At 41.8% G+C, this 13,675-nt stretch carries 12 protein-coding genes; 6 read left to right on the forward strand and 6 right to left on the reverse strand.

Annotated elements, in window-relative coordinates:
• Positions 1-136: 136 nt before the first annotated feature.
• Complete coding sequence (locus PSI22_RS15140) at positions 137-1,615, reverse strand: phosphoethanolamine transferase (RefSeq protein ID WP_273580472.1); 1,479 nt, start codon at positions 1,613-1,615, stop codon at positions 137-139.
• 583 nt (positions 1,616-2,198) lie between these two features.
• Here PSI22_RS15140 and PSI22_RS15145 point away from each other — a divergent pair.
• The 3 genes from PSI22_RS15145 (at position 2,199) to PSI22_RS15155 (ending at position 4,473) form a co-directional block, all read left to right on the forward strand.
• Entirely contained in the window at positions 2,199-2,804 is a 606-nt protein-coding gene (locus PSI22_RS15145) for a plasmid pRiA4b ORF-3 family protein (RefSeq protein WP_273580473.1), read from the forward strand.
• Between the two features lie 228 nt (positions 2,805-3,032).
• Positions 3,033-3,992 carry a hypothetical protein gene (locus PSI22_RS15150; protein WP_273580474.1) on the forward strand — a complete coding sequence of 320 codons (960 nt, stop codon included), beginning with the start codon at positions 3,033-3,035 and terminating at the stop codon, positions 3,990-3,992.
• Positions 3,993-4,002: 10 nt separating this feature from the next.
• Entirely contained in the window at positions 4,003-4,473 is a 471-nt protein-coding gene (locus PSI22_RS15155; protein WP_273580475.1) for a hypothetical protein, read from the forward strand.
• Between the two features lie 34 nt (positions 4,474-4,507).
• Here PSI22_RS15155 and PSI22_RS15160 read toward each other — a convergent pair whose 3' ends face one another.
• Positions 4,508-5,521 (reverse strand): Fic family protein, encoded by a 1,014-nt coding sequence (locus tag PSI22_RS15160; protein WP_273580476.1) that lies wholly within the window; start codon positions 5,519-5,521, stop codon positions 4,508-4,510.
• 156 nt (positions 5,522-5,677) lie between these two features.
• Here PSI22_RS15160 and PSI22_RS15165 point away from each other — a divergent pair, with 156 nt between their 5' ends.
• The 3 genes from PSI22_RS15165 to mutS all read left to right on the forward strand — a co-directional run bounded on the left by PSI22_RS15165 (position 5,678) and on the right by mutS (position 9,549).
• Positions 5,678-6,067, forward strand: a complete 390-nt coding sequence (locus PSI22_RS15165; RefSeq protein WP_273580477.1) for a GFA family protein — start codon at positions 5,678-5,680, stop codon at positions 6,065-6,067.
• Between the two features lie 221 nt (positions 6,068-6,288).
• Positions 6,289-6,609, forward strand: coding sequence for a hypothetical protein (locus PSI22_RS15170; protein ID WP_273580478.1), 321 nt, complete (start codon positions 6,289-6,291; stop codon positions 6,607-6,609).
• A gap of 378 nt (positions 6,610-6,987) precedes the next feature.
• Positions 6,988-9,549 carry a DNA mismatch repair protein MutS gene (mutS, locus tag PSI22_RS15175; RefSeq protein WP_273580479.1) on the forward strand — a complete coding sequence of 854 codons (2,562 nt, stop codon included), beginning with the start codon at positions 6,988-6,990 and terminating at the stop codon, positions 9,547-9,549.
• Positions 9,550-9,715: 166 nt separating this feature from the next.
• On the opposite strand, the gene rpoS is transcribed toward mutS, so the two are convergent.
• From rpoS to surE, 4 genes are all read right to left on the reverse strand, one after another.
• Positions 9,716-10,711, reverse strand: coding sequence for an RNA polymerase sigma factor RpoS (rpoS, locus tag PSI22_RS15180; RefSeq protein ID WP_038180995.1), 996 nt, complete (start codon positions 10,709-10,711; stop codon positions 9,716-9,718).
• Positions 10,712-10,764: 53 nt separating this feature from the next.
• A complete protein-coding gene (gene nlpD, locus PSI22_RS15185; protein ID WP_273580480.1) occupies positions 10,765-11,832 on the reverse strand; it encodes a murein hydrolase activator NlpD in 1,068 nt (355 codons plus the stop codon).
• A gap of 151 nt (positions 11,833-11,983) precedes the next feature.
• Entirely contained in the window at positions 11,984-12,610 is a 627-nt protein-coding gene (locus PSI22_RS15190) for a protein-L-isoaspartate(D-aspartate) O-methyltransferase (RefSeq protein WP_273580481.1), read from the reverse strand.
• On the reverse strand, positions 12,604-13,368 hold the full coding sequence (surE, locus tag PSI22_RS15195; protein ID WP_273580482.1) for a 5'/3'-nucleotidase SurE: 765 nt from the start codon (positions 13,366-13,368) through the stop codon (positions 12,604-12,606). The genes PSI22_RS15190 and surE overlap by 7 nt, the downstream gene beginning before the upstream one ends.
• Positions 13,369-13,675 lie beyond the last annotated feature (307 nt).

Consider the following 13,675-nt stretch of genomic DNA (forward strand, 5'->3'; position numbering starts at 1 on the left):
ATGATATGAAACTTCCACCCACGATATCAGGAGGATCTGAGCCAGCGGTTGAATACCGTATTAAACGGTCAGAATCCTCTGATCAGTGGTTCGGATACGGATGCAATGGGTGACGTTTTGTGAGTTAATTCACTGTTCATAAACCAAAATGAATGGCGTCGTTATTCAGGCGATTAAAGTCCATATGTTCACCATCAAATGAAATGACAGTATGTTGATTCTGGCATTCTTGATTGGAAAACCAGTCATACTCTGAGGCCAGCCGAGGCTCTTCAACCCCTAACCATAGAGATAACATGGGCAAAAGATGCAAGCCGCTGCGCTGGGCGTCTATTTTATTTCTGGCTGAATAGTCATAAGAGGTAATAATAAAAGGAACTTGATAATTCTGTTGATTTTTATCGCCATGAGTCAAGTTCTCGTTATCCGTTCCTTTATGCACAAAGGACAATCCATGATCGGCAAAATAAAGCATTGTCCAGTTCAACTGGTTTTGATTGGCAATGTTTTCTATTTCAGCCAGCAGGCTATCGGTATTATGGATACTCTGTACATAGCATGAGATATTTTTGGAATGGAAATCAGTACTGTACTGGTTATTGGTTCTGGCACAGGGCTGCGGATGCGAACCCATCAAATGGATGACAACCAGTTTTTTCTTTTTATCATGCTGATCATTCGTCAGTGCGTTACGGACATAAGGTAATAAATTTTCATCCGGCATATAGCTCCTGTCATCTGAGCTACCTTCTTTCAAGAACATCGAATGTTTAGCCTGTTGGCCGATCATTGCCACAGGAGAATCAAACCCTCCCTTCATCCCTTGATTAGAAAGCCAGTAAGTTTCAAACCCCGCTTTATTTGCCAGCGTGACAATACTGTTATTCAAATTAATCCCATTCGACTGACGGATCGCCAGAGAATTCGTCAGTGATAGCTGGGTTGATGGTGCGGCAGAAATATAATGGGTGAACAGGGTTGCATTTGTATTATCCAGCCACGGTGTATTTTTACCGGGAAAACCATAAGCGCTCAGAAAATCTTTTCGGACACTTTCACCAATCACCATAATATAAGTGTCGTATTTTTCTTCTTTGACTACGGGCTGCCAATCATCCTGAAGTTTGATAATTTTGGCGAAACGGCTATTTTCAGACATCACTTTAGTGTAACTCTGGTAAGCGTCACTGAAAAATCGGACTTCAGGTAAGCTGGTATTCAAAAGTTCCGTACCGTTTTCAAAACCAGATTTAATATATCCTTTGGCTGGTGACCAAAATGCAGGAATGAAGAACAGAAAAAATAACCATTTTTTATTTTTTCCTGATAAGTTTACATTTAGCCTGAATGAAAACATCATCAAGGCAAAAATACCCATCACGGTTAAGTAAGTTGAAACAGGAAATCCACTGATATATTCCAACGTTTCATTCTGGTTTGTATAAAGCAGTGAGCCTACCGCATTAATATCTGGAAAACCGTAATTCAGGCCAACTGGTGCGTACAGTATTGCCACAAGGGAAAAAAAAGTAATCAAAAAGAGATATACACGCTTACTGACCGCCGCCAGCAATAAGAATAAGGCAAAGGCACTGAAGACATATATCAGCTTCAATTGATACCCAAAACATTTATGTATAAGAAAAATAAGAAAAAATAGCGCAACAAAACAAGATACCTTCTTGTTTTTATCAAAAAAGGACATAAATTTCCTGTTATTTTAGATAGCCGTAGATAAATTTTTGCTAGCGTCAATCGTTTTGACTCCAAACCCTATCCATTTATTGCGAGATCATTCAGGATAAACGATAACAAAAAGAAGTCGTTGAAAATGAAAACCCGACAAAAATCACGGACACTACTATTCACCCCTTACTGATTTTTGCCAGACGATAAAATTAGCTCGATTTTACTACAGTCTTCAATGCGAAAAAAATGATATTTTTCACAAAGGAATAAATTCTCTTTTTCAAAGAGAATTTATTAACAGAAAAACAGTTAACTTAACAAAATAACAATATCTATATTCAATAGAGTTAGCAAAACCAAATTGCTAAAAAAATCAATCAAATAGCAGACAGACAATTTTATCAGTATAAAAATCATTCGAATTTTAATCCGGATCACTTCATATCGTAACGGAAATATGCGAATATTTAGCTCTTTCCCGTCAATTCATCAACTCATAGAGGTGATAAATGGAAAAGTTCTATCAGTTAAAAATTACGCTTACTGAAACCGAGCCGGTTATATGGCGTCGCTTTGTTGTTCCATCCAATATTTCATTGGATCGTTTGCACGATGTGATACAAGCTGTGATGGGTTGGGAAGACAGTCACTTACATGAGTTCATTTTTAGCGCCAAACGCTTTACCGAAATGCCAGATGGAATGAGTGATTGTCAGGAAGAAGGAAGATTCAAACTGGATTCGCTCATCAAACGCAAAGGAAGCAAGTTTGCTTATCTTTATGATTTTGGTGACGATTGGGAGCATGAGATTGTACTGGAAAACAGTAACTATTCTCCCGAAAAGTTGCCGATGCCTATTTTCTGCCTTGAAGGTGAACAAGCCTGCCCACCAGAAGATTCCGGTGGGGTATATGGCTATATGGAACTCCTTAGTGTTCTTAAAGATCCAACGCATGAAGACTATCAGGACATGTTTGAATGGGTTAATGGCGAAGCTGATATTTCCCCTAATAACGTTTTTTCCCCTGAGAAATTTGATGTAGAAGAAATTAATAATAGACTGGCCTTATATTATCGCTGGTCAAGGGATCGTTACTTATCGATGTTTGAGTGAGTGTTTTACCGACTTTTGCTCGTTTCTCTAAAAGAACGTAGCAAAAGTCTTTCATTCATTGCAAAATATGTGCGATCCGCTTCGCAAACATACTCTATTATCGATTGATTAAGTATATTTTCTATATATACTCTGATAATCTTTCACTAAGATTTAATCTTATGTCACTACAATAATATGACATAGCAATAATTATTAGAGATACTATTAAAAACAAATAGTAATATCATGGAAAATAAAATGATTAACATATGTTTTTGGAATTGTGGAATAACACCACTAAAAAACTCAAAAGCAACCTCTGAAAAAATAATTGTTGCATGTGATGTAATAATTGATTTACTAACAAATGAAACTCATAAATCAGATATACTCATCATATGTGAAGTAAATAAAATATCAATACAAGAAATCATCAATCATTTAAATAGCTCTGGCAAAATAGATCGTGCATTACATTTTGAATCATGTATATTAAAAGCTTCCACTCGTTCAAGCTTTGATATGTGCATTATTTACTCTAAAGAAATATTAGAAATAAAATCAATTAAACAGATAAAATATAATACCCATTATCCAACAGAAGATGAACAGGAATTTAAAAATGGAACGACAATAAAAGCAGGTATTTTAATTGATATACAAGAAGTCAATAAAATGAATTCTAATGGATTTTGTATTATAGCTTCTCACTGGCCAAGTGATTATAATTCTGAAGGAAAGCAAAAACGTATTGAAGCTGCCAATAAGATAAGAAATGTTTTCCAACAGGAGATTCAAGCAGGTAACCAAATTGTTTTAATCAGTGATTATAATTCTCAGCCATGGTCTACAGAAATAAAAGATACATTAGGTGTTAAATTTAATAAAAGTAGTGCTAGAAAAAGTAGCATCCACTTATACAATGCTTCATGGAACCTAATGAAACCCCATGAATATCATTCTAAATCAAACGATAAAGCCCGTACAAGTCATGGAACTTTTGTCTGGAAAGGAGGCCACTCAAAAGAAAATGGATCTGCTATACTTGACCAAATATTTGTTTCTTCAGCATTTATATCTACTGGCCCATGGCATTTAAATGAATCAAGTGTAAGATACATTTACAGTGACATAACAAGCTGTTATATAGACTATAACAACCAGAAAATAGATCATTTACCAATTTTTCTAACTATTGAAAGGTAAAGGAACAGTTATGAGAGATTTAGAAAAGAAAATCACCTCCATTATCGATGAAGGATTAAATAAAAATAGAAAAAATGAACAATCAAAAGCAATGGTTGAAAAAATAATTTCTACTTTCAGTGATACATTAGAGAGTAAATTATCAGGAATTAAAATTATTACTTATTCTGGTAAATATAAAAACCAAATAATTACTCTTCTTGAAGTAATAGGAAAAAACATTAGTAATGAGGACGAAATTACAAATCAATTCATACAGAATGTATATGTTGGTAATACCAAGGAAATAATAATATCACCTATCTTTTCATGGGAAATCACATCCGATAGTGAAATCATCATAAAAGAAGATAGTAGTATTACTTATTGTGTAGATGAAAATGAAGTTATAGAAGCTATTGGTAATATCATTAAAAACAGTTCTAAATTCTGGAGCGCTGTTAATAAACTCACAAAAAAAGAAAACCCCGCTTCTTCATAATAACAAAGGCGTCATGTATGATACATGCCGCCTATTACCTAATTTGCCAATATCCTCCTTTCTTCGCACCTACCCGAATCAAGTGTCCATTTTCCTGTAATACCTTGATATTTCGTTCTATCGTACGACGACTTACTCCCAATTCATCAGCCAATTGAGACATTGTTATCGCTGGATGATCAGCAATAAAAGACAGAATTTTTTGCGAAGTCCTATTGAGGAGAGGCAAATTTTCTACCGACATTTTTACCGACGTTTCTACCGACATCACGACAGCATTCGACTTTTGAGCATCAATACTTTCTCTCAGTGCTTGAGCCAATTTTTCCAGTATAAAATCTATAAATAGAGTACAGTCGCTAACGCGATCACACTCCCTTAATACCTGATAATACGCCTGCTGTTGATGGTAAATTAACGTTTCTACCGGCAACCAAGCCAATTCTGAACGCCATTCACTGAGAATCAGTGTTTGCCATAAACGCCCCATGCGACCATTGCCGTCAGCAAACGGATGAATAAATTCAAACTCGTAATGGAAAATAGAGCTGGCTATTAAAGGATGGATATCAGTTTGCTTTAACCATGTAAGCAGATCACCAACCAAGCGCGATAATTGATTAGCGGGCGGAGCCATATGGATAAGCTGATTTTCTCGATAAATTCCGACATCACCAGCACGTAATTGCCCGGGCTGATCAACTAGCCCCATCATCAACAATCGATGCCCGGTCAACAAGTCAGTTAATCGATGACTCTGCCAGTTCGGTAATTTTTCATAAGCCAATATCGCATTGCGTACTTCCTGAATATCCTTGGCAGGTGCCAATACGCGTTTCCCATTCATAATCGCCGTCACTTGTTCAGTAGACAAACTATTATGTTCAATCGCCAGTGACGCCTGTATCGTGCGAATTCGATTCTCTTTACGCAGCAACGGCGAAAAATGCTCCGCTTGTGCTGACCAACGCCCTAATAATTCGCCTATTTCAACCACTCGATTGAGTATAGCCGGAGTGATAGTGTAAGGAGGCTGGTAATCGGGCATGATAATTTCCTCTTAAATCGACTCGGATTAAAATAATACCTACATTTCTACGCAGTATTTTATATATTGAGCAAAATAAAGGTACAAGTTCGTTATTTTTCTTTGTCTGAATGAGAATAATACAAGCAAAAGTACAACATCGCATAAGGAGTAATCATGAGCCAGAAAGAATATAAGGGTGGATGTTTATGTGGCAATATCAAGTTCATTGCTACCGGAATCCCCGACTTTCCTCACACCTGCTCGTGTACTATGTGCCAAAGACATTCTGGCGCATTGACACTTTGCTGGGTTGAATTTCCAAAAGATGCAGTTCAATGGATTAGCGAAAGTGGCCTTCCGTCATTATACCGTTCCTCAGATTATTCCAGCCGAGCATTTTGCAGCCGATGCGGTAGCTCATTGGGCGCGATTGATGATGGCCCTACGATTGGGTTGATTCTTGGTAATTTCGATAACAATGGACAGCAGGAACTGATTCCGCTATCGCACTCTTATCGAGAGTCACACCCTCAATGGTGGGAAATAGAAATAAAACAAGAATGAGCAGACTGACAAAATGTACAATCTAGGCCCGGCATAAGCCCATCACCCACAGGCCAAGACAATAAACGTCAGTGACATTATCAATGTCTACGTACAGTTTGTCGCTTTATTCATCCCAAAAAACGCCCCTTAATTTCAATGAAAATGGGTTTTTGGTTGGATAGGGTTAAAATAGATAAACTAAAAATAAGGGTATTACTGCTTTGCTTTCAAAATATGCAATGAAAAAGCAAGATGAACAAACTCTTGCTTCCTTAAAACAGCTTGATAATCGTGCCGCATTAGGTTTTTTTGCCATCGCCTTGATACTCGGCATGATAGGCGGTAAAAAGCTGGCCAGAAGTGTCCTTGTCCTTTGGACTCTCTATAGCGTTATCTATATAGTAATGTTCCGAAAGCTATCCCAACGTCTTCACGATAGCGGTCTCCGCGGCCTGGTCAACTTTGGCAACTCATACCCTTTTTATCAGTTCTGCTGGGTAGTTATTATCTTTGCGATGTTCTTTCTCTTTTTGTTTTTCATTCATTTAATTATTCTGTAAACACCATTGAATCAAAACTATCTGATTAAATATAAGAATATTACTCATGATGAGTAGTTAGGTGTAAAAATAAAATCGAGCCGCTTCCCAGTCCTCATCAATAGCCAAAAAATCCTATACATTCTCAATTGCAATCCTGATAGCCTACCACCTAAACTTTCCCTGTCACGTTTTGCCATACTTGGTCACTGCTGGCTGGTTTGAAGCCTTAATGATCACACCGATTATCAGTGATAAGATAACGTTTTCGCCCGGGATGAGGTTCATTGCGTTCCATCCTTAGCTGATTATATTTAGGTTTTGTCATTTTAGATGGGTTGACTGAGCGTCGATGGCCCAACTGAGTCAACAGGAATAGTAAAATTGAATGCGATCAATATGAAAGAATCACCAGCAAAGGATTTAGACAGCCATACTCCCATGATGCAGCAGTATCTGCGCCTGAAAGCCCAGCATCCTGACATTTTGCTGCTTTATCGGATGGGGGATTTTTATGAACTGTTCTTTGACGATGCCAAAAAAGCCGCTAAGTTACTGGATATTTCTCTGACCAAACGCGGGCAATCCGCAGGCCAGCCCATTCCGATGGCGGGGGTTCCTTATCACGCAATCGAAAACTATCTGGCAAAACTAGTACAGCTCGGTGAATCAGCGGCGCTCTGCGAACAAATAGGTGATCCTGCCACCAGCAAAGGCCCGGTTGAACGCAAAGTTGTGCGCATTGTCACGCCCGGTACGGTAACCGATGAAGCCCTGCTGCACGAACGTCAGGATAATCTGCTGGCCGCTATCTGGCATGATAGCCAAGGGTTTGGATATGCCACGCTGGATATCACCTCCGGCCGCTTCCGCGTCTCTGAAATGGCAGACGAAGATACCATTGCCGCCGAGCTTCAGCGTACCCGCCCTGCGGAGTTGCTCTATCCCGAAAGCTTTGGCCCCATGGCACTGATTGAACGCTGTAATGGCCTGCGCCGTCGCCCAATGTGGGAATTTGAACTCGATACAGCAAGGCAGCAACTGAATTTGCAATTCGGTACGCGTGACCTGATCGGTTTTGGGGTGGAAAAATCTACGTTAGCACTGCGCGCGGCTGGCTGCCTGCTGCAATATGTGAAAGATACCCAGCGTACCGCCCTGCCCCATATCCGCAATATTACGGTAGAACGCCAGCAAGAAACGGTCATTATGGATGCTGCAACCCGCCGCAATCTGGAATTGACCCAAAATCTGGCAGGTGGCACTGAAAACACACTGGCTTCTGTACTCGATCAATGTGTGACACCCATGGGCAGCCGCATGCTGAAACGCTGGCTACATACCCCGATTCGCGACAGAAACGTGCTGGAAAACCGCCAACAGGCCATTTCAGCTTTACAAGAGATTGGCTTTGAATTGCAGCCGTTTTTACGTCAGGTTGGTGATTTAGAGCGTGTACTTGGCCGTCTTGCTCTTCGCTCCGCCCGTCCTCGTGATCTGGCCAGAATGCGCCATGCTTTCCAGCAATTGCCCGATATTCATCAGATCATGGCATCATCTGACTCACCTTATATTCAGGCACTGCAACAGCGTGTCGGTCATTTTGATGAATTACAGACGCTGCTGGAGAAAGCCGTTGTCGAAACACCCCCTGTTCTGGTACGTGACGGCGGTGTCATTGCCCCGGGTTACCATGCCGAACTGGATGAGTGGCGTGCATTAGCCGATGGCGCCAGTGATTATCTGGACAGGCTGGAGATCCGCGAACGTGACAAACTCGGCATTGATACGCTGAAAGTCGGCTTCAATGCGGTGCATGGTTACTATATTCAGGTCAGCCGTGGACAAAGCCATTTAGTCCCGATTCATTATGTACGCCGTCAAACGCTGAAAAATGCAGAACGCTATATCATTCCTGAATTGAAGGAATATGAAGATAAGGTTCTGACTTCCAAAGGCAAGGCGCTGGCCATCGAAAAAGCGTTATATGAAGAGCTATTCGATCTGCTGCTGCCTCATCTGGCTGAGCTGCAAACTAGCGCAGAAGCACTGTCAGAGCTGGATGTTCTGGCAAACCTTGCTGAACGCGCTGAGACGCTCAACTATACCTGCCCGACACTGAGCGATAAAACCGGTATTCAAATCACGGGTGGACGCCATCCTGTCGTTGAACAAGTCTTGAGTGAACCCTTTATCTCAAACCCATTAACGCTTTCGTCACAGCGTCGTCTGCTGATCATCACGGGGCCGAATATGGGGGGTAAGAGTACCTATATGCGTCAGGCCGCCTTGATTACGCTGCTGGCGTATATCGGCAGTTTTGTTCCTGCCGAGAAAGCGCTGATTGGGCCTGTAGACCGCATTTTTACCCGCGTGGGCGCTTCCGATGATCTGGCATCAGGACGTTCTACCTTTATGGTGGAAATGACCGAAACCGCCAATATTCTGCATAATGCAACAGAGCATAGCTTGGTCTTGATGGATGAGATCGGGCGCGGTACGTCCACTTATGATGGTCTGTCCCTTGCATGGGCCTGTGCGGAAAGTCTAGCCAATCGCATCAAGGCGATGACGTTATTTGCCACTCACTATTTTGAGCTGACAACGCTGCCTGAAAAACTGGAAGGTGTGGTTAATATCCATCTGGATGCTGTCGAGCATGGCGAGACCATTGCCTTCATGCACAGTGTACAAGAAGGGGCGGCAAGTAAGAGTTATGGACTGGCTGTCGCCTCTCTGGCAGGCGTTCCCCGTGATGTCATCAAACGAGCGCGCCAGAAATTAAAGGAGCTGGAATCTCTCTCCAACAATGCGACGGCAGGTCACGTCGATACACCGCAGTTGACGCTGCTAACGGAAGAAGCATCTCCAGCAGTTGAAGCGTTGGAAAATCTGAATCCAGATACATTGACACCACGTCAGGCACTGGAGTGGATTTATCGTCTGAAAGATATGGTGTAACAGTGAAGTCTAATACCCGTCTGTTAGAACCAAGAAAGATAAAAAATAAAAGATAAATAAAAGGTGGGCTTATTTAGCCCACCTTTTGGTTAAACCATAATATCTCTTTCATCTTTCAAGTTGCTACTTTATTAGTTGCAACTTGAAATCTATTGGATATAAATATTTAAGTGCGGAATAATGATTCAATATTCAAGCCTTGAGTATGCAGTATGTCTCTGAGACGGCGCAAACCCTCAACTTGAATCTGACGGACTCTTTCCCTTGTCAAACCGATTTCTCGGCCAACATCTTCTAATGTTTCTGCTTCATACCCAAGCAACCCAAAACGGCGAGCCAAGACTTCACGCTGTTTTGCATTCAGTTCAAACAACCACTTCACAATGCTTTGCTTCATATCATCATCCTGAATGGTTGTTTCTGGCCCTGAGTCATTTTCATCAGATAAAATATCCAGTAAGGCTTTATCTGAATCCCCACTTATTGGTGTATCAACAGAAGTAATGCGTTCGTTAAGCCGCATCATACGGCTCACATCATCAACCGGTCTATCCAGTTTTTCCGCAATTTCTTCGACACTGGGTTCATGATCCAATTTATGGGCTAACTCTCTTGCAGTACGTAAATAAACATTTAATTCTTTGACAATATGAATAGGCAGACGGATCGTACGTGTCTGATTCATAATAGCCCGCTCAATTGTCTGGCGGATCCACCATGTTGCATACGTAGAAAAACGAAAACCTCTTTCAGGATCAAATTTTTCCACCGCACGAATAAGACCAAGGTTACCTTCTTCAATGAGATCCAAAAGTGCCAACCCTCGGTTACTATATCGGCGAGATATTTTAACTACCAACCGCAAATTACTCTCAATCATACGTTGGCGAGCAGCAATATCTCCCCGAAGTGCCCGTCTTGCGAAAAGAACTTCTTCCTCTGCTGTCAGCAGAGGTGAGAAACCAATCTCTCCGAGATAAAGTTGTGTTGCATCGAGAACCCGTTGGTTAACCCCTTGCAACAAATCCAAATCTTCATCAGCATTGGTTAAATCATCCCCGTCTTTCAGCAACGCTTCATCAAAGTCATCGGCTTCCATGCCATGTTCGTCTAAATCCGCCTCATCATACAACTCATTAACTTTAAGCGTACTTTGGCTCATCAGCTGCTCCTACCCATGATAATGCGGGCAGGAATTCAGAATCCTGCCCTGGTTTATCGCTGCGGAAGATGACGCAGCGGGTTTACGGATTTTCCCTTGTAACGAATCTCAAAATGTAATTTGACTAAACTTGTTCCAGTACTACCCATAGTGGCAATTTTTTGCCCCGCCTGGACATCCTGCGAATCACGAACCAGCATGGTATCGTTGTGAGCATAGGCACTCAGGTAGTCATCGTTATGTTTTATAATTATGAGATTTCCATATCCACGTAATGCGTTTCCGGCATAAACTACTTTCCCACTGGCAGTTGCAAAAACGGGCTGGCCACGACTACCCGCAATATCAATGCCTTTATTTCCACCCTTAGAATCCGAGAAGCCTTCAAACACTTTCCCTTCCGCAGGCCATCCCCAACTATTGCTACTACTGCTATTACTGCTGATGGTACTGCTAGGACTTATGTCTGTTGCCGGAGATGATTTCAGAGCGGGACTTTCGCTAACAGAAATTGATTTCCTTGGCAACATCTTTTCGGAACTCGGTCTATCAATGTTTGCAGGATACGCATTACTTTTTTGAAAATCAACCTGCTCAATTTTAGATTGGGTACTATTTGATGCTAGGAATACACCATTACTGGAGTTTACATTACCCATTCTCAGGACTTGCCCAACATTGAGGTTATAAGGTTCTGAAATGTTATTTCTGTGAGATAAATCACGAAAATCAATGCCTGTAATCCATGCAACATAGAACAAAGTATCGCCACTTTTGACCGTATAGGTGCTGCCGCTATAGCTTCCTTTAGGAATATTCCCATAATTGCGGTTATAGACGATCCGTCCCTGATGTGAGCCATTTTCAACAGCACGATTCACTAAATAACGATTTTCCGAAGCACGATGCTCTGATGAACGATTTACTGAAGTGGTTGAAGGGGAAGATGGCATGGGTGTCGAGATGGACGAGGTTCTGGAAGGGATCCCTCTATTTTGTTCCTGCTTATCAATACTCACTATCGGCGCTGGACGATCTGATGTATTGCTACAACCTGCCAGCACCACTCCCATAACAGAGCTTATCCACTTTATTTTTTTCACTGAGTTTCCTAAATTCATACCTTATTCCCCCGTAAAGGCAAATATAAGTTTTAAGCATAATGATTTATAAAGAAATTTCGAATTACAAAAGATTTAAAGCAAAATATTTTGCTTAACTTCAGAAAAAATGACAGCCAATTTAAAAATAATGACAAAATAAATTAGCAGATTATGCTAGTTCGCCTTGAATGAGGGGTACAAAACGGACAGATTCGATCACTTCGCTGTGAAAATCACTGCCATAACGATGTACCACTTTAAGCGACTGAGAGCGCTCCCCCACGGGCAAAACCATCACTCCGTTATCTGCAAGTTGATACAACAGAGCCTGTGGAATTTCGGGCGGCGCTGCCGTGACAATAATGGCATCAAATGGCCCTTTTGACCGCCATCCATTCCAACCATCACCGTGACGGGTTGATATATTGTGTAAATCAAGCTGCTTCAATCTGCGTTTAGCCTGCCACTGCAAACCTTTAATACGCTCCACAGAGAAGACGTGTCTGGCCAGATGGGCGAGTATCGCCGTCTGGTAACCAGATCCCGTTCCAATCTCCAGCACATTGGCTTCAGGGGTTAAGCTCAACAGTTCTGTCATGCGGGCAACAATGTAAGGCTGAGATATGGTCTGCCCATGTCCAATAGGCAGTGCCGTATTTTCATAGGCTTTATGCGCCAAAGCTTCATCAACAAAACATTCCCGAGGAACTCTGGCGATAATTTCCAGCAAGTGCTCGTCCTGTATTCCTTGCTGGCGTAATTGGGTCAGCAAATTTTTCATTGACCGACTTAGCATTCTCCCATATCCCCGACTTTTACCAACCAATCGTTGATTAATTCCTGCGCGTTATAAGCGGTTAAGTCCACCTGTAAGGGAGTAATGGAGACAAACCCGTCTTCTATCGCTGCAAAATCTGTTTCTGGCCCTGCGTCATGTTTCTCGCCAGGAGGCCCTATCCAGTAAAGCATGTTACCTTTGGGATCTTCCAAGGCGTAAACTTCTTTAGCAGCACACCGACTGCCACATCGTGTTACCCGAAAACCTTTGATCTGCTCAATAGGAACGTCAGGCACATTGATGTTCAGAATATTGCCTGCCCTTAAGGGGAATTTTTGCAGCAGGTTCAATAGGCGCATTGTAACTTCCGCGGCTGTTTCATAATGTTTATCACCATTGAGTGACACCGCCAGCGCCGGTAATCCTAAATGACGCCCTTCCATCGCGGCAGCCACTGTGCCGGAATAAATTACGTCATCACCAAGGTTGGGACCACAGTTGATTCCTGAAACCACAATATCCGGACGAGGCAGAACCAGGCGATTAACGCCCAGATAGACACAGTCCGTCGGCGTACCTTCCTGAACGGCAATATCACCATTATTCAGCGTATTGATACGCAGGGAACGATCCAGCGTTAAGGCATTCGATGCTCCGCTGCGGTTACGATCAGGCGCGACCACCTGAACATGATAGTGTTCCCGCAATCTGGCCGCTAAGGTTTGAATACCCGGTGCGGTGACACCATCATCGTTACTCAGCAATATCCGCAGCATTATTATATCTCATTGATTTTATTAAGAGTGGCATAAGTGGATACTATATATTGTCCTGCATGTTGTCCTATTTAATTGGAGTGACCAATAATCAGACAATGTTTGGCTGTTAAGAAATCGATTGATCTTAGCATGACGTTACCAGTTTTGTAGAGCGCTTTGAGTTCTGGTTATATAAAGGAGGATGCTCACCTATATAAAGGAAAGAATCTGGTGCTTGTAATAATACTGCCCACAATTTCCCCAATCCACCCAACTACCCGCTGATCTCACCTATTGGCTATTTATTGACGGCTGACGTGACGCT

Source organism: Xenorhabdus aichiensis (assembly GCF_028598775.1).
In the GTDB taxonomy this organism is placed as follows: domain Bacteria; phylum Pseudomonadota; class Gammaproteobacteria; order Enterobacterales; family Enterobacteriaceae; genus Xenorhabdus; species Xenorhabdus bovienii.

What these genes read in the sequence shown, in the direction of transcription:
- PSI22_RS15155 (WP_273580475.1), top strand. Translation starts at nt 4,003, where the DNA reads ATGAGAGATTTAGAAAAGAAAATCACCTCCATTATCGATGAAGGATTA.
- PSI22_RS15170 (WP_273580478.1), top strand. Translation starts at nt 6,289, where the DNA reads ATGAAAAAGCAAGATGAACAAACTCTTGCTTCCTTAAAACAGCTTGAT.
- mutS (WP_273580479.1), top strand. Translation starts at nt 6,988, where the DNA reads ATGAAAGAATCACCAGCAAAGGATTTAGACAGCCATACTCCCATGATG.
- PSI22_RS15160 (WP_273580476.1), bottom strand. Translation starts at nt 5,521, where the DNA reads ATGCCCGATTACCAGCCTCCTTACACTATCACTCCGGCTATACTCAAT.
- surE (WP_273580482.1), bottom strand. Translation starts at nt 13,368, where the DNA reads ATGCTGCGGATATTGCTGAGTAACGATGATGGTGTCACCGCACCGGGT.
- rpoS (WP_038180995.1), bottom strand. Translation starts at nt 10,711, where the DNA reads ATGAGCCAAAGTACGCTTAAAGTTAATGAGTTGTATGATGAGGCGGAT.
- nlpD (WP_273580480.1), bottom strand. Translation starts at nt 11,832, where the DNA reads ATGAATTTAGGAAACTCAGTGAAAAAAATAAAGTGGATAAGCTCTGTT.
- PSI22_RS15145 (WP_273580473.1), top strand. Translation starts at nt 2,199, where the DNA reads ATGGAAAAGTTCTATCAGTTAAAAATTACGCTTACTGAAACCGAGCCG.
- PSI22_RS15150 (WP_273580474.1), top strand. Translation starts at nt 3,033, where the DNA reads ATGGAAAATAAAATGATTAACATATGTTTTTGGAATTGTGGAATAACA.
- PSI22_RS15165 (WP_273580477.1), top strand. Translation starts at nt 5,678, where the DNA reads ATGAGCCAGAAAGAATATAAGGGTGGATGTTTATGTGGCAATATCAAG.
- PSI22_RS15190 (WP_273580481.1), bottom strand. Translation starts at nt 12,610, where the DNA reads ATGCTAAGTCGGTCAATGAAAAATTTGCTGACCCAATTACGCCAGCAA.